Annotated in this window: 21 protein-coding genes and 2 pseudogenes; 15 read left to right on the top strand and 8 right to left on the bottom strand. The window is 69.6% G+C overall.

Annotation, left to right across the window (positions count from 1 at the left end):
• Positions 1–107 precede the first annotated feature (107 nt).
• The 4 genes from NQU54_RS29465 (at position 108) to NQU54_RS29450 (ending at position 1,970) form a co-directional block, all read left to right on the top strand.
• The gene (locus NQU54_RS29465; RefSeq protein WP_069860868.1) at positions 108–290 is read left to right on the top strand and encodes a hypothetical protein; all 183 of its coding nucleotides are present in this window, start codon (positions 108–110) and stop codon (positions 288–290) included.
• Between the two features lie 184 nt (positions 291–474).
• The gene (locus NQU54_RS29460; RefSeq protein WP_079258096.1) at positions 475–870 is read left to right on the top strand and encodes a BlaI/MecI/CopY family transcriptional regulator; all 396 of its coding nucleotides are present in this window, start codon (positions 475–477) and stop codon (positions 868–870) included.
• 22 nt (positions 871–892) lie between these two features.
• Positions 893–1,414, top strand: a complete 522-nt coding sequence (locus NQU54_RS29455; protein WP_069860866.1) for an amino-acid N-acetyltransferase — start codon at positions 893–895, stop codon at positions 1,412–1,414.
• Positions 1,415–1,634: 220 nt separating this feature from the next.
• A complete protein-coding gene (locus NQU54_RS29450; protein ID WP_069860865.1) occupies positions 1,635–1,970 on the top strand; it encodes a histone-like nucleoid-structuring protein Lsr2 in 336 nt (111 codons plus the stop codon).
• 5 nt (positions 1,971–1,975) lie between these two features.
• On the opposite strand, the gene NQU54_RS29445 is transcribed toward NQU54_RS29450, so the two are convergent.
• Entirely contained in the window at positions 1,976–2,569 is a 594-nt protein-coding gene (locus NQU54_RS29445) for an SCO3374 family protein (protein ID WP_257633698.1), read from the bottom strand.
• Positions 2,570–3,044: 475 nt separating this feature from the next.
• Here NQU54_RS29445 and NQU54_RS29440 point away from each other — a divergent pair, with 475 nt between their 5' ends.
• Complete coding sequence (locus NQU54_RS29440; RefSeq protein ID WP_069860863.1) at positions 3,045–5,570, top strand: ATP-dependent Clp protease ATP-binding subunit; 2,526 nt, start codon at positions 3,045–3,047, stop codon at positions 5,568–5,570.
• 396 nt (positions 5,571–5,966) lie between these two features.
• On the opposite strand, the gene NQU54_RS29435 is transcribed toward NQU54_RS29440, so the two are convergent.
• The 3 genes from NQU54_RS29435 to NQU54_RS29425 all read right to left on the bottom strand — a co-directional run bounded on the left by NQU54_RS29435 (position 5,967) and on the right by NQU54_RS29425 (position 9,895).
• Entirely contained in the window at positions 5,967–8,423 is a 2,457-nt protein-coding gene (locus NQU54_RS29435; protein WP_257633697.1) for an NACHT domain-containing protein, read from the bottom strand.
• Between the two features lie 456 nt (positions 8,424–8,879).
• Positions 8,880–9,155 carry a hypothetical protein gene (locus NQU54_RS29430; protein WP_059142486.1) on the bottom strand — a complete coding sequence of 92 codons (276 nt, stop codon included), beginning with the start codon at positions 9,153–9,155 and terminating at the stop codon, positions 8,880–8,882.
• A 5-nt stretch (positions 9,156–9,160) separates the two neighbouring features.
• Positions 9,161–9,895, bottom strand: coding sequence for a hypothetical protein (locus tag NQU54_RS29425; RefSeq protein ID WP_308408509.1), 735 nt, complete (start codon positions 9,893–9,895; stop codon positions 9,161–9,163).
• 445 nt (positions 9,896–10,340) lie between these two features.
• Between NQU54_RS29425 and NQU54_RS29420 the strand changes: the two genes are divergently transcribed.
• The 3 genes from NQU54_RS29420 to NQU54_RS29410 all read left to right on the top strand — a co-directional run bounded on the left by NQU54_RS29420 (position 10,341) and on the right by NQU54_RS29410 (position 12,784).
• Positions 10,341–11,066 (top strand): DUF5753 domain-containing protein, encoded by a 726-nt coding sequence (locus NQU54_RS29420; protein WP_372506077.1) that lies wholly within the window; start codon positions 10,341–10,343, stop codon positions 11,064–11,066.
• 11 nt (positions 11,067–11,077) lie between these two features.
• Entirely contained in the window at positions 11,078–11,338 is a 261-nt protein-coding gene (locus NQU54_RS29415) for a DUF397 domain-containing protein (RefSeq protein WP_308408508.1), read from the top strand.
• A gap of 270 nt (positions 11,339–11,608) precedes the next feature.
• Positions 11,609–12,784, top strand: coding sequence for a macrolide family glycosyltransferase (locus NQU54_RS29410; RefSeq protein WP_257633696.1), 1,176 nt, complete (start codon positions 11,609–11,611; stop codon positions 12,782–12,784).
• 55 nt (positions 12,785–12,839) lie between these two features.
• Here the strand turns inward: NQU54_RS29410 and NQU54_RS29405 are convergent, their stop codons facing one another.
• A complete protein-coding gene (locus NQU54_RS29405; RefSeq protein WP_257633695.1) occupies positions 12,840–14,660 on the bottom strand; it encodes a bifunctional metallophosphatase/5'-nucleotidase in 1,821 nt (606 codons plus the stop codon).
• A gap of 136 nt (positions 14,661–14,796) precedes the next feature.
• On the opposite strand from NQU54_RS29405, the pseudogene NQU54_RS29400 reads away from it, so the two are divergent.
• The 6 genes and pseudogenes from NQU54_RS29400 (at position 14,797) to NQU54_RS29370 (ending at position 21,990) form a co-directional block, all read left to right on the top strand.
• Positions 14,797–15,911: pseudogene (locus tag NQU54_RS29400) on the top strand (PDDEXK nuclease domain-containing protein).
• Positions 15,912–15,973: 62 nt separating this feature from the next.
• The gene (mshD, locus tag NQU54_RS29390; RefSeq protein ID WP_257633692.1) at positions 15,974–16,906 is read left to right on the top strand and encodes a mycothiol synthase; all 933 of its coding nucleotides are present in this window, start codon (positions 15,974–15,976) and stop codon (positions 16,904–16,906) included.
• A 388-nt stretch (positions 16,907–17,294) separates the two neighbouring features.
• Positions 17,295–19,550, top strand: coding sequence for an RNA degradosome polyphosphate kinase (locus NQU54_RS29385; protein ID WP_257633691.1), 2,256 nt, complete (start codon positions 17,295–17,297; stop codon positions 19,548–19,550).
• The gene (locus NQU54_RS29380) at positions 19,516–21,234 is read left to right on the top strand and encodes a CHAD domain-containing protein (protein WP_257633690.1); all 1,719 of its coding nucleotides are present in this window, start codon (positions 19,516–19,518) and stop codon (positions 21,232–21,234) included. Before NQU54_RS29385 ends, NQU54_RS29380 begins: the two co-directional genes overlap by 35 nt.
• Before the next feature lie 107 nt (positions 21,235–21,341).
• The gene (locus tag NQU54_RS29375) at positions 21,342–21,494 is read left to right on the top strand and encodes an NUDIX hydrolase (protein WP_372506074.1); all 153 of its coding nucleotides are present in this window, start codon (positions 21,342–21,344) and stop codon (positions 21,492–21,494) included.
• Between the two features lie 64 nt (positions 21,495–21,558).
• A complete protein-coding gene (locus NQU54_RS29370) occupies positions 21,559–21,990 on the top strand; it encodes an NUDIX hydrolase (RefSeq protein ID WP_257633689.1) in 432 nt (143 codons plus the stop codon).
• A 495-nt stretch (positions 21,991–22,485) separates the two neighbouring features.
• Here the strand turns inward: NQU54_RS29370 and NQU54_RS29360 are convergent, their stop codons facing one another.
• Positions 22,486–23,169: a pentapeptide repeat-containing protein gene (locus NQU54_RS29360; protein WP_257633688.1), complete on the bottom strand. Its 684-nt coding sequence runs from the start codon at positions 23,167–23,169 to the stop codon at positions 22,486–22,488.
• A gap of 289 nt (positions 23,170–23,458) precedes the next feature.
• Positions 23,459–23,635, bottom strand: a pseudogene (locus NQU54_RS29355) (ectoine/hydroxyectoine ABC transporter ATP-binding protein EhuA); the annotation flags it as partial.
• Here NQU54_RS29355 and NQU54_RS29350 point away from each other — a divergent pair.
• Positions 23,632–25,053, top strand: coding sequence for an APC family permease (locus NQU54_RS29350; protein ID WP_372506073.1), 1,422 nt, complete (start codon positions 23,632–23,634; stop codon positions 25,051–25,053). The pseudogene NQU54_RS29355 and the gene NQU54_RS29350 overlap by 4 nt on opposite strands.
• On the opposite strand, the gene NQU54_RS29345 is transcribed toward NQU54_RS29350, so the two are convergent.
• Positions 25,016–25,828, bottom strand: a complete 813-nt coding sequence (locus tag NQU54_RS29345) for a class I SAM-dependent methyltransferase (RefSeq protein WP_257633686.1) — start codon at positions 25,826–25,828, stop codon at positions 25,016–25,018. The genes NQU54_RS29350 and NQU54_RS29345 overlap by 38 nt on opposite strands.
• Between the last annotated feature and the right edge of the window lie 74 nt (positions 25,829–25,902).

Genomic DNA, 25,902 nt, shown 5'->3' with positions numbered 1-25,902 from the left:
CCCCCGCCCTGGCCCGGGGCCGCCCCGCCCGGGAGCGGTGCCCGGCTCCGGGAGGCCGCGGCGCGCCGCGTAATCTGGTGGTCTCGAGCAAAAGGAGGCCGAGAGCCATGGATTACGTCTCCGCGCTGGTCCCGCCCATTGTGATGGCCGTGGCCTTCACCGCGCTCATCGTGACGATGGTGAAGAGCCAGGGCGGCGCCAACAAGGCCAAGGAGGACGCCGCGGTGGACGCGGCGCTGGCGGCCCACGCCGAGGCGGAGCGCCCGGCCCCGGAGCGCGAGCCGTCCTGATCGGCCTGATCGGGCCACTCGGATCGATCGGGTTCATCGGACCCATATGGGCGCCGCCGCCCTCCCGCCACACCACGGTCGCACCACGCCCCGGGACGCATCGCGTCCCGGGGCGTGCGGCTTTTCCCGAGCAAACCCCGCGGACCTCCGGACATTCAGGACATCTCCCACTATTATTCTCGGTGTGCCTCGGCCATTGGGAGATCTCGAAGACGCGGTCATGACGCGGGTGTGGAAGTGGAACCGCCCGGTCACGGTCCGGGAAGTCCTGGAAGACCTTCAGCGGGAACGCTCGATCGCCTACACGACGGTCATGACCGTAATGGACAACCTCCATCACAAGGGGTGGTTGCGCAGGGAGGTGGAAGGCCGCGCCTATCGATATGCCGCGGTCTCCACGCGCGCCGCCTACTCGGCCGCACTGATGAACGAAGCGTGGTCGACCAGTGACAACCCCGCGGCCGCTCTCGTCGCGTTCTTCGGGATGATGTCCGAAGAGCAGCGCGACGCACTACGGGATGCCATGCGTGTCGCACAACTGGGGGAGTCGGGGGAGAGCCCCGGTGAGTCGGGGCGATGACCCGGGGCGATAGCGTCCGGGCATGTCCTCCCCACTATCAAAAGTAGTCACCGTCCGCCGTGCCCGGACCGGCGATGTACGGGCCGTGCGCCGTCTCATCGACTCCTACGTGGACGATCGCATCCTGCTCGACAAAGCCACCGTGACGCTTTACGAGGACATCCAGGAGTTCTGGGTCGCCGAGCGCGACGAGGACGCTGAGGTCATTGGCTGCGGAGCGCTGCACGTCATGTGGGAAGACCTCGCGGAGGTCCGCACTCTCGCCGTCGATCGGACTCTCAAGGGGACCGGTGTTGGGCATCTGGTGCTTGACAAGCTGCTCCAGACCGCGCGCTGGCTCGGTGTGCGGCGCATTTTCTGCCTCACCTTCGAAGTCGACTTCTTCACCAAGCACGGCTTCGTGGAGATCGGCGAGACGCCGGTGGACGGCGATGTCTACAGCGAGCTCCTGCGTTCCTATGACGAGGGCGTCGCCGAGTTCCTTGGTCTCGAACGGGTGAAGCCGAACACCCTTGGCAACAGCCGGATGCTTCTGCAACTGTGATCGCGGGCCCTATGTCCGAATCGCTCCCCTATCACATAGCTCCGGAACATGACCTTCCATGAGCCTTCCCGCTTGGTGGATCGGTCGAACCTTCGAGGGGGGTTTGTGTTTTTCCGGGAAAAGCGGTTTCCTATTCTCTCGTAGTGTAATTACCTGGGGGGTGAGACATCAGCGGGTAACGCTGTGCCCCCGAGCCCCCCGTTTCCCTGAAAGGAACCCCATGGCACAGAAGGTTCAGGTCCTTCTTGTCGACGACCTCGACGGCGGCGAGGCGGACGAGACCGTGACGTTCGCTCTGGACGGCAAGAGCTACGAGATCGACCTCACCACCAACAACGCGGACAAGCTCCGTGACGCCCTGGAGCCCTTCACCAAGGGCGGTCGGCGCACCGGTGGCCGGGCTGCCGGTGGCCGGGGCAAGACCCGCGCGGCGTCGGGCGGCAGCCAGGACACCGCGAAGATCCGCGCCTGGGCCAAGGAGAACGGCTACGAGGTCAACGACCGCGGCCGTGTTCCCGCGACCGTGCGTGAGGCGTACGAGAAGGCCAACGGCTGAGCGCGTCAGCTACCCCCGGCTCGCCGCTGCCTGGGCAGCGGCCGGGCGCGCGACAATCGGGCTCGGTGGCACTCCGTAGCCGCCGCGCCCACGAGCCGTACGAGATCGGGGGCGCCCCCATCGCCCCCGAAGCCTGCCCTCGGCAGCGTCGGCTCCACCTCGCCCTTCGGGTCGGGAGGTCGCAGCCATACGGCGGCCTCCTGCGGGCACCGCTCTCCGGGCGCCCCGGCGGCCAGGGGCGGTGGCCAGGAGCGGGCGGGGCACGGCGCGGTGATCCGGCCTCCGGCGCCGATCGCGCCCAGGTCCAGGGCCACACCGCCCCACTCCAGCCAGTCGAGCAGCCCCGGAAGCTCGTCGGAGCTGCCCGGGGCCACCAGGAACCGCATCCAGGCGCCCTCCACCGCGACCGGACCGGTCCGCGGCACGCGCCGCAGCATCGCGAAACCGGCCACGGCCGGTAGTTCGATCACGTCGAAGGCCACCCCCGTGAGCAGTTCGACGGGATCGCTGCCGGCCGTCGGCCAGCCCAGCTCCCGCTCGTACCAGAGTGACCGGGCGGCCGGTGCGGACGGCCTCGCGCCGTGGGCCCTGAGGATCATGTCCAGCAGAACTCCCCGCCCTCCCGCTTGGTTACGCGGGCGATGACGCGCCGCACGCGTCCGTGTGCGCACCGTGCCCACCAGGGGGCCTACAGGGCCGGTGAACGGGCGCAAGGTTGTTCGCCCGTAGCGGATGGAACCGGCCCGTACGGCATGGAGTATCCGTGCTTGCGGGTAAGACATCCCTAGTGGGGAGGGGCGGTCCGCGTGTCGGGAGGAAGCGGCGTTCGCCATCGGCGTACTGGCGGTGGGCGTAGATGCCTGGCCTGCGGGAACATCGTCTCGCACCATCGGGTTGAAGCAGTTGTCGGCTGTTCGGGCAGGAGGCCAGTGCTGTTTGCCCCGTGCGAGCGGGGGTGATCCGGACGGTTGTCGGCAGTTGGAATGAGCTGTCCCGGGTTGCGGGACTAGCATGCGGAAGGACAGGGAGGGGATCGTCCCCGATCTTTCTGACCGCTCTGAGGAGCGATTAACGATGTTCGAGAGGTTCACCGACCGCGCGCGGCGGGTTGTCGTCCTGGCTCAGGAAGAAGCCCGGATGCTCAACCACAACTACATCGGCACCGAACACATCCTCCTGGGCCTGATCCACGAGGGTGAGGGTGTCGCCGCTAAGGCCCTGGAGAGCCTCGGGATTTCGCTCGAGGCGGTCCGCCAGCAGGTGGAGGAGATCATCGGGCAGGGCCAGCAGGCCCCGTCCGGGCACATCCCCTTCACCCCCCGTGCCAAGAAGGTCCTGGAGCTGTCGCTCCGCGAGGCCCTTCAGCTCGGCCACAACTACATCGGTACGGAGCACATCCTGCTCGGCCTGATCCGCGAGGGCGAGGGCGTCGCCGCCCAGGTCCTCGTGAAGCTGGGCGCCGATCTGAACCGGGTGCGGCAGCAGGTCATCCAGCTGCTCTCCGGCTACCAGGGCAAGGAGGCCGCCACCGCCGGCGGCCCGGCGGAGGGCACTCCCTCCACCTCGCTCGTCCTGGACCAGTTCGGCCGCAATCTCACCCAGGCCGCCCGCGAATCCAAGCTCGACCCGGTCATCGGGCGCGAGAAGGAGATCGAGCGGGTCATGCAGGTGCTCTCGCGCCGCACCAAGAACAACCCGGTCCTCATCGGCGAGCCCGGCGTCGGCAAGACGGCGGTCGTCGAGGGACTGGCCCAGGCCATCGTCAAGGGCGAGGTGCCCGAGACCCTCAAGGACAAGCACCTCTACACCCTGGACCTGGGCGCCCTGGTCGCCGGTTCCCGCTACCGCGGTGACTTCGAGGAGCGCCTGAAGAAGGTGCTCAAGGAGATTCGCACCCGCGGCGACATCATCCTGTTCATCGACGAGCTCCACACCCTGGTGGGTGCGGGTGCCGCCGAGGGCGCGATCGACGCCGCGAGCATCCTCAAGCCGATGCTGGCGCGGGGCGAGCTCCAGACCATCGGCGCCACGACGCTCGACGAGTACCGCAAGTACCTGGAGAAGGACGCGGCCCTCGAGCGCCGCTTCCAGCCCATCCAGGTCGCCGAGCCGTCGCTGCCCCACACCATCGAGATCCTCAAGGGCCTGCGGGACCGCTACGAGGCGCACCACCGCGTCTCGATCACGGACTCGGCCCTGGTCGCGGCCGCCACCCTGGCCGACCGCTATATCTCGGATCGCTTCCTGCCGGACAAGGCGATCGACCTGATCGACGAGGCCGGTTCCCGGATGCGGATCCGCCGTATGACCGCACCGCCGGACCTGCGTGAATTCGACGAGAAGATCGCCGATGTGCGCCGGGAGAAGGAGTCCGCGATCGACTCGCAGGACTTCGAGATGGCCGCGGGTCTGCGGGACAAGGAGAAGCAGCTCCTGGCCGCCAAGGCGAAGCGGGAGAAGGAGTGGAAGGCCGGCGACATGGACGTCGTCGCCGAGGTCGACGAGGAGCTGATCGCCGAGGTCCTGGCCACGGCCACCGGTATCCCGGTCTTCAAGCTGACCGAGGAGGAGTCCTCCCGGCTGCTGCGCATGGAGGACGAGCTGCACAAGCGCGTCATCGGCCAGAAGGACGCCATCAAGGCGCTCTCCCAGGCCATCCGGCGTACGCGTGCGGGCCTGAAGGACCCCAAGCGCCCCGGCGGCTCGTTCATCTTCGCGGGCCCGTCCGGTGTCGGTAAGACCGAGCTCAGCAAGACCCTCGCCGAGTTCCTCTTCGGCGACGAGGACGCGATGATCTCGCTCGACATGTCGGAGTTCAGCGAGAAGCACACCGTCTCGCGGCTCTTCGGCTCCCCGCCCGGATACGTGGGCTACGAGGAGGGCGGCCAGCTCACCGAGAAGGTGCGCCGCAAGCCGTTCTCCGTGGTCCTCTTCGACGAGGTCGAGAAGGCCCACCCGGACATCTTCAACTCGCTGCTCCAGATCCTGGAGGACGGTCGGCTGACCGACTCCCAGGGCCGGGTCGTGGACTTCAAGAACACGGTGATCATCATGACCACCAACCTCGGCACCCGGGACATCTCCAAGGGCTTCAACCTGGGCTTCGCCGCCCAGGGCGATGTGAAGACCGGCTACGAGCGGATGAAGGCCAAGGTCAACGAGGAGCTGAAGCAGCACTTCCGCCCCGAGTTCCTGAACCGTGTCGATGACACCGTCGTCTTCCACCAGCTCACCGAGACCGACATCATCCAGATCGTCGACCTCATGATCGACAAGGTGGACGAGCGGCTGAAGGACCGCGACATGGGCATCGAGCTCAGTGGCGAGGCCAAGAAGCTGCTGGCCAAGCGGGGCTACGACCCGGTCCTGGGCGCCCGGCCGCTGCGCCGGACGATCCAGCGCGAGGTCGAGGACGTGCTCTCGGAGAAGATCCTCTTCGGCGAGCTGCGTCCGGGCCACATCGTGGTCGTGGACACCGAGGGTGAGGGTGAGGAGAAGAAGTTCACCTTCCGCGGCGAGGAGAAGTCGGCGCTGCCGGACACCCCGCCGATCGAGTCCGCCGCCGGTGGCGCGGGCCCGAACCTGAGCAAGGAGGCGTGACGCGGTGTAGTCAACCGCCGCCATGCCAGGGGCCGCCCCGGACCATCCGGTCCGGGGCGGCCCCCTTTTGTGCGGACGCCCCCTTTTGTGCGGACGCCTCCCTGACGGGCCCTGGTGCGCCCTGAGCGCGGCTGGCCGGAGAGCCGGGCTTGTTGGCCCCGCCCCCGGGTTCCAGGGGCTCTGAGGGTGCACCAGGGCCCTTTCGGGGTCCCTTCGGGCGTACCAGGGTCCTTTCGGGAGCCCTTCCAGGGGACCTCCGGGATTTCGGGGTCTTTCAGGGGGGTCTCCGGGGTTTCGGGATCTCTCAGGGGCTCCGGGGGTTTCGGGGTCTACGGGGTTTGCCGGGTCTGCGGGGTCTCAGGGCCTCCGGGGTTTCGGGGTCTGCGGGGTCTGCGCTTACGCGCCCGCCACGATGACCTGGACGCCCTCCGGAACCCCGGTCACCTCCGTGTTGCGCTGGCTCAGCCGCAGGATGCTCAGCCGGGGGAAGGCGGTCAGCCAGCTCAGATCCAGGTCCGCGCCCAGGTCGTAGGCGAGCCACAGCTCGGTCAGCCGCTCGGCCACCAGGCCCTCGATCAGCTGCTCCGGGGTGAGCGCACCGGCTATCTGGACGCAGGGGCGGCCGCCCAGCCTGCGGAGCGCCCGTAGCTCTTCCAGGTCCGACACCGGAAAGTCGAGTTCCCGCTCATCGAGATGGGCGATGATTTCCTCGGCGTAACGGTCGGTGTCATATCGCCGCCAGGCGGCCGCGAGCCGCGCCCGTACCGCCCAGGAGGCGCGGTCCCGCAGCCGGACCAGATAGTCGATGGCGCGGTCGTCGGCTATCGAGGTGGCGGTGACGGCCAGCCGGTGGGCTTCCTCATCGGATACCCCGCTGGGATCGGGCAGCATTTCCAGCACGATAGGCCCGATCCAGCCCAGCGCCCGGGCCCCTTCCAACGAGGTCGGACGTACCAGATCGCGGGTATAGCGATGCACCCGGGAACGCACCTCGGGGTCCAGCTCCGTCGCGTGTTCCAGACATGCGGCCGCCAGGAGTTTGCGATGGCGGGCATGGACCGGCCTGGCGTCTTTACGGGCCGCCAGCAGCCCCTCCAGGAGGTAGGCGCATTCATCGGGACGGGCGAGGGCCACGGACATTCTGATCACTTCTTCCCAGTCGTCCAGATGTGCGTGGTCGATCAGGAAGTCGAAATCGTGCCGTTCGACGACCGCTCTCGCGCTGAGATAGTCCTGGAACGTTCGGTGCACGAAATCGACCGAACCGGGTGTGGGCTCGCGCAATAGTCCGGTCCGGTTGAGCAGATGGCGGTAGATCTCCTCCGGCGCGCCCTGCCGCTCCGCGTGCGGAATGGCCGGGATGTACCGGGCGAGTGTCTCGATGGCGGCGGCCCGGTCCATTTCGGACCGGCCGTTGACGAGCATCCAGTGCGCCAGCTTCTGGAGCAGCTGGATCTTCGGTTCCTGGGGGAGGTCGATTCCATCGGGCGGCAGCATGGCGCGCTCGCGGTCCCGCCGTTCCAGGAGCATGGAAAGGGCCGCGTCATAGAGGGCTTTCCGGCCCCGTGGCAGATAGCCGCGGCGGTCCCGGTGCAGTGCGCACAGCAGACCGCACATCAGCGGATTGGTGGCCAGCCGGCCGAGGTCCCGGGTAATCCTTACGGCGTCCAGCAGCGTTTCCTCGTAACCGCTCAGCCGGTCCAGATCGGCCGGGTCGGAGATGTCCTGGCGGGCCGCCGCATGCCAGCGCCGGATGAACGCGGTGACGCCCTCTCGGCTGAGCGGGGAGAGTTTCAGCTCGGTGAAGCGCTCGGAGGCCAGCCAGTTCTCCCGTACGGCGGAAGGGCGCGAGGTGACCAGCCAGACATTTCCCGGATAGCGCGCCGGAAGCTCGCGCAGCGCTTCGCGGAGCCGCTCCCGCTCCTCCTCCGGGGCCTCGTCCACGCCGTCCACGAGCAGCAGCCCGCGCCCGTGGGACAGCACCCGTTCGGCCCATCCCGGCGGCTGGGCGTCGCTGTGCGGATAGCGGATGGCGGACAGGAAGGCGTCCGGTTCCGGGAAGCCGTCGCGGCGGAACCGGCGTACGGGGAGCACGAACGGCACCCGACCGCGCAGCCCCTCCAGCGGGGCCGGGAGGTCGCCGCGGGCCACGGACACCGCGAGCCGCTGCACCAGCGTGGTCTTGCCCGACCCCGCCACGCCCCACAGCAGCACTCTGTCGCGTCCGGCGAGGGCCTGTTCCGCGGGGGCGCTGGGGCCTCCCGCGTCGGTCTCGGTCTCCAGGCTGAGGTAGGCGGCGTCCAGCGGCCAGCTGTCGGGGGAGTGGGTCAGATCGATGCCGTAGATCGTCAGATGGTCGTGGGCGGCCACGATGTCCTGGGCGTACTGGTCCTCGAACGCGGCGTCCTCGGCGGCCGCGACGAAGGGGGAGCGGCGGATGAGGAAGCGCAGGATGTGCGCGCAGACGGCCTCCCGCAGCGAGGCGTGCGTCCGGGCGTCCTCCGCGCCCAGCCCCTCGTCGGCGTCGGGCGCGCCGACGGCCAGATGCCGGGCGAACGCTTCGGGGCCGAGGCGGACGGCCCGCAGGTCGTCCAGGTCGACGGTGCCGAGGGCGTGGAGGGTGCGAGCGAGGGCGTCGGTCAACTCGGGCCGGGGCTGATCGGCGATCTCTTCGTCGAATTCTTTCGCTACGTCTTCGACGAGCGCGGAGGCGATCCGGGGCAGGTCCCGTTCCGTGAGCGTGCGGTGGTCGCCCTGGAAGGCGACGAGGGAGGCGATGCGGACGGGCCGGTCCACCGGCCCGTCGGCGACGAAGAGTTCCTGGACCAGTGTGGCTATGGCTGCGGGATCCATGAGGCCCCGTCCCCCCGGTGACTGTTGTTCGCCGTTCAGAAGCCACCAGGGTAGGCACGGTCGGTGCCGGATGGGTGGGGGTTCGGCGTGAGTTCCGGGGGCGGCCGGTGGCACGGAGCGGGGGCGCCGGGCGGTGGGTGCGGTGCGATGCCGGGCGCGGGGGTGCTGTTGGGTGCGCGGTGCGGTGGGTGGTGGGTGCGCGGTGCGGGTGCGTGGGTGGTTGCTGTGGTGCGCCCGCGGTGGGTGGTGGGTGCCGGGGGCGGGGCCTCCGGGGCGGCGCCCTGGACCGTATATTTACGGCGCCATTAACCGGGGACTTGCGTGGGCCGGAGATTGGCGCCACAAATACACGTAAGCGTCCAGGACACCACCCCTCCGACCCCGCCCCCTCCCGCCGCGTCGGCGACCGCACGCCGGTGGCACGGCTCCCGGGGTGGCCCCGGGCCCGCCCGGTGACTACCGGTCCGACTCCTCCACTGCGAAGAGCTCGTCCAACAGCTCGTCTGCCTGGGAGACGGTGAAGGCGCGGTCGAGCCAGTGCCGCAGGGTGTCGCGGTATGTGCATTCGCTGATGCGGCGGCGTGTCTCGGACCGGACGGTGATCCCCCGGTGTTCGAGGATGCGCAGGACCCCCTCGGCGAGCCCTGCTGCCTCCCCGTGGGCCTGGCCCTTGAGGAAGGTCTGCTCGATGAGGGTTCCCCGGCCGGGGAAATAGCTACCTACTACGGCCATGGTCGTCAGTCGTCCTCGGTGAAGAGCTCGTTGGCGGCGGAGACGGTCATGGCACGGTCGAGCCAGTGGTCCAGTGTCTTGATGTCGGTGCAGTTGGTGATGCGCTCGCGGATCTCCGCCGAGGTGCGGATCCCCCTGTTTTCCAGGGTGCGCAGCACGGCGCGCGCACCCCCCACAGCTTCACCCACGGCCTTGCCCTTGAGGAAGGTCTCTTCGACAAGGGTGCCGCGACCAGGGAAGTAGCTGCCTACCACGCTCATCAGTTTCCTCCAGGCGTCTCGTGCTGGGGTATTCCCCAGGCCGATCTCCAGTAGCTCCGAGTAGTACGGGCGGGACTCCGGGTCGGCCTTGGCGAGGGCCTGAGCCAGTGTTTTCAGTATGGCCGGAGCGTTTGGGTCGCGCCCATGTGTCAAGGCCGAGAAGGCAGCCAGGGTCAGATCCTGGGACGCCTCCTCGGGGTCGAGGATCACCGGGACGTTTCCGGGGCCCAGTACCAGCGGGTGTACGGACAGTGCTGTCCACCCCTCCACGCCGATGCGAAAGGGCCCCGCCGCCCAGTCGGCGGTTTTCTTGTCCTGGCAGACTACGAGTAGCAGCGCCGGAAGCTCGTGCTTCGCTGCCATGTACGAGAGGTAGTACGCCCAGCTGACCGCCTTGTCCGGATCGCGGCGCCCCTGTGCCTCGATGGCCAGGAGGAAGCCGCCGCCGTCAGGCGGAACCACGCGCAACACGCTGTCCACGTCCGTTCCAACGGACGGATCCTCCGTGGCATCAGGGGTGAGCACCTCGGCGGCTGCTCCTTTGGCAGCGGGACGTCCAATATGCGGAATACCGGGGCGAGTAACTCCGGGCGTTCTTGAAAGATGCGATGTGCGGCCTCGTGCCGCGAACTGACCATGTGTGTGAACGTAGGGTCATCGGAGCATGTGCACGGGGCAAATGACCGGTGACCACCCGATTGGGGGAAAGGTCCGTGTGGGGTCAGGCGGCGATCTCGTAGGCGTGCTGGTGGGGGGGTGAGCTCGAACCAGAGGAGCTTGCCGCTGATGCCGAAGAGGTCGTCGGCGAGGGGGTAGCCGCCCCAGTTGTCGGCGCAGAGTCGGACGATGAGCAGGCCGCGCCCCGAGGTCGCGTCCAGGTTGGCGGCGGCCTCGGTGAGGGCGGTGAAGCGGTCGAGGCGGCTGGGTGGGGCGTCGAAGGGTGCGGGGATGGTGGGGTCGGTGTCCCCGGGTCCGCGCGTTCGCCCGTAACTACACCTGCCCTGATGACGCCCTCGTCGACGCCTTGGCCGACATGACAGGTGGACGCACGCGAGGATGGTGGGACGAGTATCGAGAGCATCTGCCCGCCGCGCTCATCGACGTGGCGGAGCTTGAGCATCATGCCGCCGAGCTGCGGGTGGCCCTGGCGATCCACATTCCGGCCCTGTTGCAGACGACGGACCATGCTCGCGCGTTGTTCCAGGAGGTTGTGCCGCCGCTACGGCAATACGAAGTAGAGCACCGGTTGTCCCTCCGCATCAGGCGGCAGGAGATCCTGCACCGCGACGAACCCGTGCGCTATACGGCGATCATCCATGAGGCGGCGCTGCGTATGCAGTTCGGCGGAGCGGATACGGCTCGCGCTCAGTTGACCCACCTCGGCGAGATGAGCGAGGAAGCCAACATCACGGTTCTGGTAGTCCCCTTCGGGCAGGGCACGTTCCCTGGTAACGGTCAACCGATCGACTACGTCCACGGTCCTGTTCCGCAACTGGACACTGTGCAGCTCGACGTCCATCACGGCTGTGAGTTCCTCGACTCGGAGGCGCAGCTGGTCAAGTATCGGACCGTGCTCGAACGTATGGAGGGCGCCGCCCTCACTTCGGCCGAGTCAAGAGACTTCATCCATCGCATCGCGCGGAGTATCTGAAGAGTTTCGAAGTGCCCATATCTGACTGGCGGAAGTCCTCCTACAGCGGGGACTCGTCGAACTGCATCAACGTTGCCACTGAGTGGCGGAAGTCCACCCACAGCGGGGACGCGGGCAACTGCGTGAACGTCGCCGCGAGCGACCGCGCCATCCTGCTCAGGGAGAGCGACGACCCCCACGTCGTCCTGACCACCACACCCACCGTCCTGCGTGCCTTCATACGTGGCGCCAAGGCCGGTGCCTTCGATCGCGTCCGGGGAGGCGGAGCATAAGGCGCGACGGTCCGTCGGGAGAGGGAGGGAGAAACAGACGGCCCGTCGCGTTCGTGACCCTAGGGCCCGGCGCTGAGCGGGTACTTACCGCTTGCTGAGGCCGGGAAATAGGGAGGCGGTCCGGGTGTCGGTCCGGGTACCGTTCCCGCATGGACTCGTTCCGTCAGATCTACGGCTGACACGCCGTTTCGGCCCCGCGCACCGGCGACATCGCCGCTGCGCCGGGCCGTCGTGTCCATCTCGCCGTAGATCTGAAACGAGTGATGTCTCATGTCCCGTCGCCGTGCGCATATCGCCATGGTCGGCATCCCCGCCATCAGCCACACCCTCCCCAGCCTCGAGATCATCCGTGAGCTCGTGGCGCGCGGGCACCGGGTGACGTACGCCAACGGTGCCTCCATGGCGGACGTCATCAAGCCGACCGGTGCCGAGTTCGTGCCGTTCGACTCCACCCTGCCGGTGGCCGACAACGACTGGCCGGCGGACCCGATCGCCGCGATGACCCTGTTCCTGGACGACGCCATGCAGGCCCTGCCCCAGCTGCGCGCCGTGTACGACCGCGATCCGGCCGATCTGTATCTGTACGACATCGGCGCGTACCAGGCCCGTGCGCTCGCCGAGGCGCAGGGGCGTCCGGTGGTGCAGCTGTCGCCGACGATCGTGGGCTGGGAGGGGTACCACGACGAGATCGGGGCGCAGATCATGAGCCTTCCCGGCGCGGAGGCGTATCAGGAGAAGTTCGCGACGTGGCTCGCGGAGTCCGGTGCCGCCACCACGGATCCGAACGCCTTCTCCGGCCTGCCGCCGCGCTGTGTCGCGCTCATTCCCCGCGCGATGCAGCCGAACGCCGACCGGGTGAACACCGAGGTGGTGACGTTCGTGGGACCGTGCCTCGGCGACCGTGCCGACCAGGGCGGCTGGGAGCGTCCCGCAGGCGCGGAGAACGTGCTGCTGGTCTCGCTGGGCTCGGCGTACACCCGGCAGGCCGGCTTCTACCGAGAGTGCGTCGCGGCCTTCGGCGAACTGCCCGGGTGGCATGTGGTGCTCCAGATCGGCAAGTACGTCGACCCCGGCGAGCTGGGGGAGATCCCGGCCAATGTCGAGGTCCACCGGTGGGTGCCGCAACTGGCGATCCTGGAGCGGGCCGACGCGTTCATCACCCATGCGGGGATGGGCGGCAGCAACGAGGGGCTCTACACCGGCTGTCCGATGATCGCCGTCCCGCAGGGCGCCGAACAGGCCATGAACGCCGACCGGCTCGTCGAACTGGGCGTGGCCCAGCGCCTCGACACGGCGGAGGCCACCGCCGGGGCCCTGCGCGCCGCGCTGCTCGACCTCACCTCGGATCCGGAGGTCGCGCGCACTTCGGCGCGGCTGCGGGCCGAGGTGCGGGCCGAGGGCGGCACCGGGCGGGCCGCTGATCTGATCGAGGACGCGCTGCGGTGACACGACGATGGCCCGGCCGCCACAAGCGGCCGGGCCATCGTTGGGCGTCGGGCGGCTACTTCACGATCGTGATGCGGTCCGCCTTCGGCGGGTCCAGGGGCGCGGACTGCGAGGAGTGCGCGCCCAGGTAGGCCGTGAACGTGTCCAGGTCGGAGGCGCCGACGAGCTTGTTCTTGCCCTCCTTGAAGACGGGGAAGCCGTCGCCGCCGCCCGCGATGAACTCGTTCAGCGCGACGCGGTAGGTCTTGGCGGGGTCGATCGGCTCGCCGTTCAGCTTCACCGAGTCCGTGACGATCCGGTCCTTGCCGGACTTGGTCAGATCCAGGGTGTAGGTGAGGCTCCTGGAGACCTGGAGGATCCTGGGGGACGCCTCGTTGGAGCCGCTGACCTGCTGTTGGAGCGCGGTGATCAGCTGGGAGCCGGTCAGGTCGATCACGTTCATCATGTTGGTGAACGGCTGGACTGTGAACGCCTCGCCGTAGGTCACCACCCCGTCGCCCTCACTGCCCGACGCCGCGTAGGCGAGGTCGGAGCGGATACCGCCGGGGTTCATGAAGGCGAGCTGGGCGCCGCCCTTGTCGGCCGGGGCGAGCGCTTCGAGCTGGCCGTCGGCGATGACGTCGCCCAGGGGCGTCTCGTACGCGCTGGAGCCGCGGCCGTTGACGTCGGCGGAGATATAACCGACGGGCTTGCCGGCGACCGGGGCGGCCAGCTTGTTCCAGCGCCCGATGAGCGAGGTCATGTCGGGGGCCTTGGGCTGGTCGCGGTCGACGACGTGGTTCGCCGCGTTGGCGCCCTTGACGCTCGTCCGCACGATGTCGCCGGTGCGGCGGTCGTAGGTGAGCGTGGTGTCGGTGTAGAGGCGGCCGAAGGAGGCCGCGGAGGTCACCGTGCGCGGGGTGCCGGACGGGTCCGGGATGGTGCAGGTGTACGCCTGGTGGGTGTGGCCGGTGACCAGGGCGTCGACCTTGGGCGTGATGTTCTTGGCGATGTCGACGATGGGGCCGGAGATGCCCTTGCCCGCGCCGCCGTTGTCACAGTCGTAGTTGTACGAGGAGGAGGCGGGCAGCCCGCCCTCGTGGATCAGCGCGACGATCGACTTCACGCCCTTGCGCTGGAGCTCCTTGGCGTACTTGTTGATCGTCTCGACCTCGTCGTGGAACTTCAGGCCCTTGACGCCCTCGGCGGTGACGATGTCCGGGGTGCCCTCGAGGGTGACCCCGATGAAGCCGATCTTCACGCCCTTGTGCTGCCACACGGTGTACGGCTTGAGGATGGGCTTGCCGGTCTTCTCGTCGGTGACGTTCGCGGCGAGGTAGGGGAAGTCGGCGCCCTCGAAGGTCTTGCCCTTCTCGTAGCAGCCTTCCTCGGGGTGGCAGCCGCCGTTCTGAATCCGGTTCAGCTCGGTGCGGCCCTCGTCGAATTCGTGGTTGCCGACCGCCGTGACGTCGAGGTCCATCTTGTTGAGCGCCTCGATGGTCGGCTCGTCGTGGAAGAGCCCGGACAACAGCGGGCTGGCGCCGATCATGTCGCCGCCGGCGGCGGTGATCGAGTAGTCGTGGCCCTTACGGGCGTTACGGAGGGAGGTGGCGAGGTATTCGGCGCCACCCGCCGGGATCGTCTTGGTGGTGCCGTCCGGCTGGGTCTCGGCGACGGTGCCCGAGGAGCCCTGCGGGGGCTCCAGGTTTCCGTGCAGATCGTTGAAGGACAGCAGCTGTACGTCGACGGTGCTCCCGGGCCGGTGCTTGTCCGAGGCGGCGGCACTGTCCGCGCCCGCCGGGCTCACGGCGGTCAGCACCCCGGCCGCGGCGGCCAGCACCGCGAATCCCGTGGCCAACCGGCGTCCCGCCCCGCGCCGTTGAGGTCTCGCTGGCATGTCGTCCCCTTGTATGACCCGTGATGGATGGTGGAGCGCAGCTTACGGTCAACGCGCGTAGCGGGGCAGGGGCGGGAGGTTAAGAGCTGGTGGCCGATGGTCAACGGTGTGGGGCGACTTCGCCCGTTCGGAGGAAATGTCCCGATGGGCGGTTTGGGTGCCGGTTCGTTATGTGAGCGTGCGGATCATGCAGAACGAACTCACGAAGCGGACGCCCATCCCCGCACAGGGGTCCGAGCTCCCGGCGGGTTTCTTCGAACTGGTCGATGACCTCAAGACGATTGTCACGAAGGCGAGCGTGCGCGCTCAGCTCAAGGTCAACACCGAGATGATCAAGATGTACTGGGAAGTCGGCCGGACGATCCTTGAGCGGGCTGAGAGGGAGCGGTGGGGCTCCAAGGTCATCGACCGGGTCTCGACCGAATTGCGTACGGCCTTTCCGAACCAGCGAGGCTTCGGCGCGCGGAATCTCAAGTACATGCAGCAGATGGCTCGAACATGGCCCGAACAAATTGGGCAACAAGCTGTTGCCCAATTGCCTTGGGGCCACATCACCCTGCTGATGGGCCGCTGCAAGACTCGCCCTGAGCTGGACTTCTATGCTCAGCGGGCCGTGCAGCAGGGGTGGTCCCGCGTCATGCTCGACCACTGGATCGACGCCCAGCTGCACCTCACCCAGGGCGCCGCGCTCAACAACTTCGACGCCACGGTCCCGGAGGACTCCGACGCAGTCAACGAGGTCGTCAGGGGCCCGTACCGAGTCGACTTCACCCGGCTGTCGGGCAAGGTGGCAGAGCGCGACCTCGAGGACGCGCTGGTGCAACAACTCGTCCGGTTCCTGACCGGACTGGGGGTCGGCTTCGCCTTCGTCGGACGGCAGTACCCCATGTCGGGGACGAGGAGTTCCGGATCGACCTGCTCTTCTACCACTGCAAGTTGCACCGCTACGTCGTCATCGAGTTGAAGACCGACAAGGCCCGCCCCGCGCACCTAGGCCAGCTGGGCTTCTATGTCACCGTCGTCGACGACCTGGTGCGGGACAAGGAGCGCGATGACCCGACGCTCGGGATACTCATCGCCAAGAGCCGCGACAAGGGGACGATCGAGTACGCCCTGCGGAGCAACAACGCACCGCTCGCCGTGAGCACATACGCCGCCCTTCCGCCCCATGTGCGGGAGCTGATGCCCAGTGCCGAGGACCTCTCCCGTATCGCCGACGACATCCTCGACGGGGACGGGGCAGCCGGGTGACCCGCTGGTAACAAATTGGCCGGCAGCTTGCCGCACAATTGGGCCGCCGTAGGCTCGGCCCCATGAATGACGTGGTGAACGAGACATCCGGTGCCCGGCGGCTCGATGTGCTGGAGGAGCTGTCGTCCGCCGAGGCGCGGGATGTGCTGCGGCTGATCGCGGAGGCCGCGCGCATCGACGGGCAGCAGGCCGTGTCCGAGCAGGGGCGGTTGCAGCTGCGGGGGCGGCGGGAGGGGGTGCGGCATCTGGTGCTGCGCGAGCCGAGCGGGGAGCTGGCGGGGTATGCGCAGCTGGAGGACACCGACCCGGTGGAGGCCCCGGCCGCCGAGCTGGTCGTGCATCCGGCGCGGCGCGGGCAGGGGCACGGCCGGGCGCTGGGGGTGACCCTGCTGAAGGAGTCGGGGAAGCGGCTGCGGGTGTGGGCGCACGGGGGGCATGCCTCGGCGCGGCATCTCGCGCAGGTGCTGGGGCTGACGCTGTTCCGGGAGCTGCGCCAGATGCGGCGGCCCCTGGGGTCGCTCGCGGAGCTGGGGCTTCCGGAGCCGGCGCTGCCGGAGGGCGTGACCGTGAGGACCTTCCGGCCGGGCGAGGACGACGCCGCCTGGCTGGCGGCGAACGCGGCGGCCTTCGCCCACCACCCCGAACAGGGTTCGCTCACCCAGCGCGACCTTGACGACCGTAAGGGTGAGCCCTGGTTCGATCCGGAGGGGTTCTTCCTGGCCGAGCGCGGCGGGGAGATCGTCGGATTCCACTGGACGAAGGTGCATGCCGAGGAGCGGCTCGGGGAGGTGTACGTGGTGGGGGTGCGCCCGGATGCCCAGGGCGGTGGCCTCGGCAAGGCGCTGACCTCGGTCGGGCTCCGGCATCTGGCGGCTCGGGGGCTGCCGACCGCGATGCTCTATGTGGACGCCGACAACTTCGCCGCGGTGGCGGTGTACGAACGGCTCGGCTTCGTCACCCATGAGACGGATCTGATGTACCGGACCGAAACCTGAGCGGGATCCGGGCCCGCAGGGGCGAGATCCGGGCTCGCGGGGGCGGGATCCGGGCTCGCGGGGGCGGGATCCGAGCCCGCGCGGGGGCGGGACCGAGCCCGCGGGGGCGGGACCTGAGCCCGCGGGGGCGGAGATCCGGGCCCGCGGGGACCGGGCCTGAGCCCGCGGGGGCGGGGCGGGCGCCCGGGGGCGTGAAGAGGGCGGGACCCCTGGGGGATGGGTCCCGATTTCCTACGCGCCATGTGTCCGTTACCGGCGATTCAACCTCGGTTGCGAGCATCACTGAATGCAGCCCGCTGTGCCGAATTCGTCGAACCGGAGGCTTCGTGCCGTTTCCGCACCCGCTTCCGCCACGCCGTATTCACCTCCGGCGCGGAACAATGAGTTCATGAGCCACACCAGCGGTCCGGCATCGGTTTCCCCGCAGCCCCAGCCTCAGCACCAGCCCTCGGTCGGGTCCATCGCGGCCCACCGGCCGCATGCTGTCGCCATGCGACCGGTGCGCTCGCTCGACCCCGACCTCGACGCCGACCTGGACTCCTACGAGGAGGGCGCGGGGCCGGACGCGGACGGCGGGGAGCTGCCGCAGGGGCGGTTCCTGGACCGGGAGCGCAGCTGGCTGGCGTTCAACGAGCGGGTGCTGGAGCTGGCCGAGGATCCGGCCACCCCGCTGCTGGAGCGGGCCAACTTCCTGGCGATCTTCGCCAGCAATCTGGACGAGTTCTTCATGGTGCGGGTCGCCGGGCTCAAGCGGCGCATCGCGACCGGGGTCGCCACCCGCTCGGCCTCCGGGCTCCAGCCGCGCGAGGTGCTGGAGCTGATCTGGAACCGGTCCCGTGAGCTCATGGCCCGGCACGCCGCCTGCTACCAGCAGGACGTCGCCCCGGCGCTCGCGGAGGAGGGCATCCATCTGGTCCGCTGGCCGGATCTCACCGAGAAGGAGCAGTCCCGCCTCTTCACCCTCTTCCGGCAGCAGATCTTCCCCGTGCTGACCCCGCTCGCCGTGGACCCGGCGCACCCCTTCCCGTACATCTCGGGGCTTTCGCTGAATCTCGCGGTCGTGGTGCGCAACCCCGTGAGTGGGCATGATCACTTCGCACGTGTGAAGGTTCCGCCGTCGCTCTCCCGGTTCCTGGAGGCGTCGCCGCAGCGGTATGTGCCGCTGGAGGACGTGATCGCGGCGCATCTGGAGGCGCTCTTCCCCGGTATGGAGGTGCTCGCGCACCACATGTTCCGGGTGACCCGCAACGAGGACCTCGAGGTCGAGGAGGATGACGCGGAGAACCTCCTCCAGGCCCTGGAGAAGGAGCTGCTGCGCCGCCGCTTCGGGCCCCCGGTGCGGCTGGAGGTCGAGGAGTCCATCGACCCGTATGTGCTGGACCTGCTGGTGCGCGAGCTGAAGATCTCGGACGCGGAGGTCTATCCGCTGCCGGGGCCGCTCGACCTCACCGGTCTCTTCGGCATAGCCGCGCTGGACCGGCCGGAGCTGAAGTACCCCAAGTTCGTGGCGGGCACCCACCGGGATCTCGCCGAGGTGGAGTCCGCCTCGCCGCCCGACATCTTCGCGGCGCTGCGCGAGCGGGACGTCCTGCTCCACCACCCGTACGACTCCTTCTCCACCTCCGTGCAGGCGTTCCTGGAGCAGGCGGCCGCCGACCCGGATGTGCTGGCGATCAAGCAGACGCTCTACCGCACCTCCGGCAAGTCGCCGATCGTGGACGCGCTCATAGACGCCGCCGAGTCCGGCAAGCAGGTGCTGGTCCTCGTGGAGATCAAGGCCCGCTTCGACGAACACGCCAACATCAAGTGGGCGCGCAAGCTGGAGGAGGCGGGCTGCCATGTCGTCTACGGTCTGCTCGGGCTGAAGACCCACTGCAAGCTGTCGCTGGTGGTCCGCCAGGAGGGCGACACCCTGACCCGCTACTCGCATGTGGGCACCGGCAACTACCACCCCAAGACCGCCCGGCTGTATGAGGACCTGGGGCTGCTGACGGCGAACTCGCAGGTCGGCGCGGATCTCTCCGACCTCTTCAACCGGCTGAGCGGCTACTCCCGGCGGGAGAACTACCGGCGGCTGCTGGTCGCGCCGAAGTCGCTGCGCGGCGGGCTGATCACCCGGATCAACAAGGAGATCACCCACCATCGGTCCGGGCGCCCGGCCTACGTCAAGATCAAGGTCAACTCGATGGTGGACGAGGCCGTCGTGGACGCCCTCTACCGGGCCTCGCAGGCCGGGGTGCCGGTCGATGTGTGGGTGCGCGGCATCTGCGCGCTGCGGCCGGGCGTCCCGGGGCTCTCGGAGAACATACGGGTCCGCTCGGTTCTCGGACGGTTCCTGGAGCATTCGCGCGTATTCGCGTTCGGGAACGGCGGCGAGCCGGAGGTGTGGATCGGCAGCGCCGACATGATGCACCGCAATCTCGACCGCCGGATCGAGGCGCTGGTGCGGGTCACCGACCCCGGCCACCGCGCCGCCCTCAACCGCCTGCTGGATACCGGAATGTCCGACTCCACCTCCTCCTGGCACCTCGGCCCGGACGGCGAGTGGACCCGGCATGCCACGGACGCGGACGGCCAGCCGCTGCGGAACGTTCAGGAGATGCTCATCGATGCCCGGAGGCGACGGCGTGGTTCGACGACATGACCTGCCACCGGCCGGGATGACGGGCGCCGCCGATCCGGCCGCCGACCCGTCCCGCCCCGGGCACGACGGTGTGACGGACCGGGCGGCGGAGGCCGTGGCGGCACCTTCGTGGGAGTCGGTGACGGCCGGAGAGGTGCTCTCGGCGTATCTGCACGCGCAGGCCGGGGACTTCCTCCGCAGCCTGCGGCTGCACCGCGAAAGCGGCTCCGACGTCCAGGAGGCGGCCGAGGCCGCCCGGCTGCTGCGCCGCGCCGCGCGGCGGATCAGCGGCGCACTCTACGTCTACCGCCCGCTCACCGACACGGCCTGGTCCGATGAGCTGCGGACCGAGCTGGCCTGGCTGTCCGGCACGCTGGCGCGCGAGCACGCCTACGCGGAGCGGCTGGAGCGGCTGCGCGGCGCCCTGCACCGGCTCTCGGGCGCGGGCGGCCCCTCGGACCGGTCGCCGCAGGGCGAGGCCGAGGTCACGACCCCCGGTGAGCGACTCCCCGATGGCGCCGTGGGCGCCGCACACACCGCGGGCGCGAACGCCGTGAACGCCGCGAACGCCGCGCATGCCACCGCCACGAGCGCGGCGCGCCCGGCGCGCGGCGGGGTCACGGTCGCGGTCGACGGCGCGGGCGGCCCCTCCGGCGCCCCCGGCTCCGTGCCCCGCTCCCCCCGTGCCGCCCGCCGCAGCGTCTCCCTGGCCGCCGGTGCGCCGGGAGGCGGGGCCGCGGACCCTGTCGGGGGGCAGGGTGCGCGGCCCGGTCCCGCCGATACGGGGGGCGGCGCCGAGGGCGCGGCCGGGACGTCCAGGGACCGGGACGAGGGCCGGACGGCCGGACGCCGCCGTGGCGAGCGCGGCGACAAGGGCGGCCGGGGCACCAAGGGCGAGAAGGGCGAGCGGACCGGCCAGCCGGGCGCGGCCCACCAGCGGGCAGGTGCCGAGGAGGAGGCCCGCGGCGGCGCGCTGACCGTGGGCGCGGCCCGCGCCGGAGCGCTGCTGGAGCGCCAGCTCACCCTGGCCAGGACCCGGGCCCACACCGCCGCCCTGGAGGCGCTGGGCTCCTCACGCTTCCACGCGGTCGCCGACACCGTCGCCCTGCTCGCCTCCGAGGCCCCGCTCGACGACGCCGGCGCCGCCCGCCCCGCCGGGCAGGTGCTGCCGCCGCTCGCCGACCTGGCGAACCGACGGCTGACCGAGGCGGTGGAGGCGCTGCCGCTGATCCGCGCCGGACATCCGTACAACGCGGAGGCGCTGGTCCACGGCCTGGCGGCGACCTCGGCCGCGGACGCCCCGCCCGCCAGCGAGCGCCAGGACGCCCCCTGGCACCAGGTGCGCCATCTGCTGCGGCTGCGGCGGTACGCCCTGGAGGTGCTGGACCGGGCGGCGAGGCAGCAGGACGGGCCGAGCGGGGTCAACGGGACCGGGCCGACCGGCTCCGGGCCGACCGGCCCCGGCGCAGCGGACGCCGAGCCGCCGCTGTCCGTACGGCTGCTGGCCGCCGGGCAGGCGCTGGAGCGCCACCGCGACGCGGCCGAGGCGGCCGCCGCCGCGGCCGCGGCGGCCCGTACGCCCCGGATCGCCCCGGCGACGGCGTACGCGCTGGGGGTGCTCCACGCCGATCAGCGGCATGAGGTCGAGGCGGCCCGCTTCGCGTTCGGCCGGATCTGGCGGCGCGTGGCCGCCAGAGCCTCCTGACGACGGACGGCGGCCCACGCCACACAACGCACGCCACACAACGGACGACGCACGAACGCACGACGCACGCGGAGGACAGCGAAAGACCCGGAACGGAGAGACGGCGGATGAACCGGCGGAATTCCCATGGTGACGGGGGAGCGGACACCGGGACGGTGCTGGCCGCGGGCTGTGTGCTGTGGCGACGGTCCCCCCACGGCGGCCGCCTGGAGATCGCCCTCGTCCACCGCCCCCGCTACGACGATCCGTGGGATCGTTAACTACGGTGAAGAAGAAAACCCCTGGTCAGGGGGTAGGCGAGGTCGAAGGGAGGGCCTGGCCACCATGAGCGGTGGGTCTGAGGTCCGTGCGGCGGGCTGCGCACTGTGGCGGCACGCTCGCTCCACTGCTGGCATCGAACTGGCCTTGGTCTTCCGGCCCAAGTGGTCAGATTGGTCTTGGCCCAAAGGCAAGCTCAAGCTCGGGGAGACCTTCCAGGAGGCCGCAGTCCGTGAGGTCCGGGAAGAGACCGGCATGACGTGCCGTCTGGGAGTAGAACTCCTCTCGTCCCACTACACCGATGCCCAGGGCCGACCCAAGCTCGTTCGGTACTGGGCGGCCGAGGCCACAGGCGGTGCGTTCGAGCCCAATGACGAGGTCACCGCCCTGGCTTGGCTGACGCCGGAGGCAGCCGACAATCGACTCACGTATGACAGAGACCGGCGCCTGATCCCTGCCCTTCTCTCCGCCCTCGACATCCCCGAGGAGGATGAGTGATGTCTGAGCAGAGGCAAGGGCCCGGGTGGGAAGGGCGAGCAACGATCAGCGCCCCTCGGCCTAGGGGCGGGTCAGCAGTGAGGCAGGAATGATCATTCGGGCACGTTCGTGCAATTCTCGTGCTTTGTGATTGTTGAGATGCGGCCGGATTCGCTCGTACATGCTCTTCATCTTTTGGTCGGCTCGCCCTGACTGAACCAACGGAAAATCATCCAGGGAGAGATGCCACGTAGCGCAGGCAGCTTCCAGATGGCCCACTTCGAGCTGCCCGCCGTGGCGTGGACACCCTCGTCGCCAAGTACGCGACCTCGCTTCGTGCTGCATGCCGGGACATGCGGACACACCGCGACGTCTTCACCCCGTACGGCCAACTGCTGCTCGATGAGATGTCCGAGTGGGCTGAAGGCGAACCGGTTGGACTTCCAGCACGTTGCACGGTGCATCTCCAGCCCGGACTACGCTGGCTACGCTCCGGCGGCCACCGACTGACCCGGGCTACTCGAAGCGGATTCCCGCCTCTCGTGCAAGGCTCAGGGCCAACTCCATCTGTCCTGGGCCTTGCACTGTGGCGCCCTTGAGGCTCGCGCCGCCGCCCACGTCAACGAGCGTGCAGCGCTCGAACCGTACGGCGTCAACCTGACAGTTGGACCACTGCGCTCCGGTCAGGTCGCAGCTTTCAAATCTCACGTTGTGCATCTCGGCACTCTGGAAGTCCGCACCCACCATCTTGCAGTCGATGAACGCAACGGCATACAGCTTCATGTGGCGAAACAGACCGGGCGCGATGACGCAGCTCTCCATGCGTACGTCCCGGAACGTCCCAGACTTCCACGACGAGCCCGTGAGTCGGCTCCCATCAACGGTGCACCGGATCAGGGACACATCTTGGGCACCCACTTCCGCGAAGTCGCAGGTGTTGAACCGGCAGTCGCTGAACTGGCTGCGGACCAGGTGTGTTCCATTGAAGCGAGAGCTGTCGAATGTGCAGCCCTCCACTTCGACGGCCTCAGCCGTGAGAGCTACGAAGGGCGTTCCCTCATATTGCACCCCGCGGATCATCGCGTCGTCTTCCAGGCCGTCTCTTGCCATGTCGGCCGGCCTCAGAGCAGGTAAAGCCTTCGGGGCGGCGGGGTTCCTGACACGGGAGGTGCTGCCGCCTCGCCGAATCGCCTGGGCCATGTGTATTCGATCCATTCGCCGGGCTACGTGTAACGGGAGGTTCAAGCCTAGGAGGAAATCCCCTCCGCGAAGGGCACGACCACGACCGCAACCTCATCGACATCGACGCCCTGCTGCACGCCCTGCGGCCGTCCTGAACCGGGCCCGGGGCGCTGACCCGGGGCGCTGCCGGGGCCCGGTGCGCTGACGGGGGCGGCTCCCCGTCAGCGCCCGGCTCCGCCGCGGGGCCCGGCTCCGCCGCGGGGCCCGGCTCCGCCGCAGGACCGCAGGACCGCAGGACCCGGCTCCGCTAGAGGAAGCGGGAGAGGAACGCCCGGGTGCGGGGGTTGGCCGGACTGTCCAGCACCTCCCGTGGGGTGCCGCTCTCCAGCACCTGGCCGTCGTCCATGAACACGACCCGGTCCGCCACCTCCTTCGCGAACCCGATCTCATGGGTCACCACGAGCATGGTGAGCCTCCGCGTTGCTCTTCGTCCCGTACGGCATCCAGTCGTCGCCGAACAGCCGTGCCGATTCGGTCCTGATCTGGGCCGAGTTGGGCGCCTCGCTGCCGGGCGCCGGTGGCAGCTATGTCTATCTGCGCCAGGCGTTCCAGTACCGCAGCGGCAAACTGATGCCGTTTCTGTTCGTCTGGACGGCGATGCTGTTCATTCCACTGATCATGTCCACGGGTGTGGTCGGTCTGGTGCAGTATCTGGGCTATCTGTGGCCGGATATGACGCGGACTCAGGGGGATCTGGTCGGGCTCGGGGTCATCGTCCTGGTCATCGGGTTGCTGTGGCGGGGGGCCGAGCACATCGCCCGGATCACGGCCGTCATGTGGTGCGTGATGATCGCCTCCGTGCTCCTGGTCATCGTCGCGGCCTTCAGCCACTTCGACGCCGGGCAGGCGTTCACCTATCCGGACCACGCCTTCGACCTGGGCAGCGGTCAGTTCTGGACCGGGTTCGCCGCGGGCCTGACCATCGGGATCTACGACTACCTCGGCTACAACACCGCCGCGTACATGGGCGCCGAGATCAAGGACCCCGGCCGCACCCTGCCGCGGGCGATCGTCACCTCGATCGCCGGGATCATGGGGATCTATCTGCTGCTCCAGATCGGCACCCTCGGCGTCGTCGACTGGCATGAGATGACCGACCCCGGCTCGGTGGCCTCCCAGTCCGTGGCCTCGGCGGTGCTGGAGGAGACGTGGGGCAAGGGCGCGGCCGACGTCGTCACCGTGCTCATCCTCATCACGGCCTTCGCGTCCGTCTTCGCCGGGCTGCTGGGCGGCTCCCGGGTGCCGTACGACGCCGCCCGCGAGCGGGTCTTCTTCCGTCCGTACGGCAGGCTCCACCCGCGCCATCGCTTCCCCGCGCTGGGCCTCGCCACGATGGGCGTGGTCACCGCGATCGGCTTCCTGATCGGCCGCCACACCGATCTGGCCACGCTCATCCAGCTGCTGACCACGGTCATGGTGATCGTGCAGGCCCTGGCGCAGATCGTCGCCCTCACGGTACTGCGCCGCCGCCAGCCGGGGCTGCGGCGGCCGTACCGGATGTGGCTCTATCCGCTGCCGAGCGTGGTGGCGCTGGTGGGCTGGCTGGTGATCTACGGCTACGCGGACAAGAACTCCCCCGGCCGGCACCCCATCGAATGGTCGCTCGCCTGGGTCGCGGCGGGGTGTGTGGCGTTCGTGCTGTGGGCGCGGGTGGAGAAGGTGTGGCCGTTCGGGCCGAAGGAGATCAGCGAGGAGTACGCGGCGGGCGCCGACCCCGACACGGCAGCCGCCACCGGTGGCGCGGCGAACGCCGCGGGCACCACGGGCGACGGCCCGGGCGGAGGCGACGGCCCGGAAGGAGGCGTCAGCCCCGGGGCGCCAGCGCCTCCCAGCGCACCGTGACCTCGCCCTGGCGCCAGCGCCGCGGGCCGTCCGCGAGCGGCCAGCCCGCCGCGCGCAGCGTCTGGGCGCTGCGTATCCAGCGCTGACGCGCGCTGAGCGGCGCGTACGGGGCGGCGGCCGCCCAGGCGCGGTCGAAGTCGCGCAGGAAGGTGTGCACCGGTTCGCCCGGAACATTGCGGTGGATCAGCGCCTTGGGAAGCCGTTCGGCCAGGTCGGAGGGGCGTTCCAGGGAGCCGAGGCGGGCCGCGAAGGTCACGGTGCGCGGGCCCGCCGGGCCGAGCGCCACCCAGACGTGCCGCCGCCCGATCTCATCGCAGGTGCCCTCCACCAGCAGCCCGCCGGGGGCCAGCCGTGCGCACAGCCGCCGCCACACGGCGGCGACCTCGCACTCCTCGTACTGCCGCAGCACATTGGCCGCCCGGATGAGCGCCGGGCGCGCCTCGCCGGGCAGCGGTACCTCGAAGCCGCCGTGTGCGAAGGTGAGCCCCTCGCGCTCGTACGGCCGCGCGGCGGCCACGCGTCCGGGGTCGATCTCGACGCCCACGACGCGGGTCCCGCCCCGTACGGTCCGCAGCCGGTCCAGCAGCTCGACGGCGGTCCACGGGGCCGCCCCGTACCCCAGATCGACCGCCACCGGCGGCTCCCCGGCCCGGCGCAGCGCGGCCCCGTGGGCCGTCGCGATCCACCGGTCCATCCGGCGCAGCCGGTTGGGATTGGTCGTGCCGCGGGTCGCCGAACCGATCGGACGGGACGGCGGGGGAACGCGGGCGGGCATGGCGCAGAGCCTATGCGGGGGCGGACGCGGCGTGGCCGACGGGTATCGGAACGTCACGCTTTGGCAAAGCGGAA

The sequence above is a fragment of the Streptomyces malaysiensis subsp. samsunensis genome, from assembly GCF_024519315.1.
GTDB classification, from domain to species: Bacteria; Actinomycetota; Actinomycetes; order Streptomycetales; family Streptomycetaceae; genus Streptomyces; species Streptomyces malaysiensis.
Note: the sequence above shows the minus strand (reverse complement) of the source record. Positions and strands in the feature narration are given on the sequence as shown.

Excerpts from the sequence above, each read along its gene's own strand:
- NQU54_RS29410 (WP_257633696.1), top strand. The coding sequence starts at position 11,609 with ATGTCCCGTCGCCGTGCGCATATCGCCATGGTCGGCATCCCCGCCATC.
- NQU54_RS29450 (WP_069860865.1), top strand. The coding sequence starts at position 1,635 with ATGGCACAGAAGGTTCAGGTCCTTCTTGTCGACGACCTCGACGGCGGC.
- mshD (WP_257633692.1), top strand. The coding sequence starts at position 15,974 with ATGAATGACGTGGTGAACGAGACATCCGGTGCCCGGCGGCTCGATGTG.
- NQU54_RS29385 (WP_257633691.1), top strand. The coding sequence starts at position 17,295 with ATGAGCCACACCAGCGGTCCGGCATCGGTTTCCCCGCAGCCCCAGCCT.
- NQU54_RS29380 (WP_257633690.1), top strand. The coding sequence starts at position 19,516 with ATGCCCGGAGGCGACGGCGTGGTTCGACGACATGACCTGCCACCGGCC.
- NQU54_RS29445 (WP_257633698.1), bottom strand. The coding sequence starts at position 2,569 with ATGATCCTCAGGGCCCACGGCGCGAGGCCGTCCGCACCGGCCGCCCGG.
- NQU54_RS29465 (WP_069860868.1), top strand. The coding sequence starts at position 108 with ATGGATTACGTCTCCGCGCTGGTCCCGCCCATTGTGATGGCCGTGGCC.
- NQU54_RS29455 (WP_069860866.1), top strand. The coding sequence starts at position 893 with ATGTCCTCCCCACTATCAAAAGTAGTCACCGTCCGCCGTGCCCGGACC.
- NQU54_RS29405 (WP_257633695.1), bottom strand. The coding sequence starts at position 14,660 with ATGCCAGCGAGACCTCAACGGCGCGGGGCGGGACGCCGGTTGGCCACG.
- NQU54_RS29345 (WP_257633686.1), bottom strand. The coding sequence starts at position 25,828 with ATGCCCGCCCGCGTTCCCCCGCCGTCCCGTCCGATCGGTTCGGCGACC.
- NQU54_RS29360 (WP_257633688.1), bottom strand. The coding sequence starts at position 23,169 with ATGGCCCAGGCGATTCGGCGAGGCGGCAGCACCTCCCGTGTCAGGAAC.
- NQU54_RS29435 (WP_257633697.1), bottom strand. The coding sequence starts at position 8,423 with ATGGATCCCGCAGCCATAGCCACACTGGTCCAGGAACTCTTCGTCGCC.
- NQU54_RS29375 (WP_372506074.1), top strand. The coding sequence starts at position 21,342 with ATGAACCGGCGGAATTCCCATGGTGACGGGGGAGCGGACACCGGGACG.
- NQU54_RS29430 (WP_059142486.1), bottom strand. The coding sequence starts at position 9,155 with ATGGCCGTAGTAGGTAGCTATTTCCCCGGCCGGGGAACCCTCATCGAG.
- NQU54_RS29370 (WP_257633689.1), top strand. The coding sequence starts at position 21,559 with ATGAGCGGTGGGTCTGAGGTCCGTGCGGCGGGCTGCGCACTGTGGCGG.
- NQU54_RS29440 (WP_069860863.1), top strand. The coding sequence starts at position 3,045 with ATGTTCGAGAGGTTCACCGACCGCGCGCGGCGGGTTGTCGTCCTGGCT.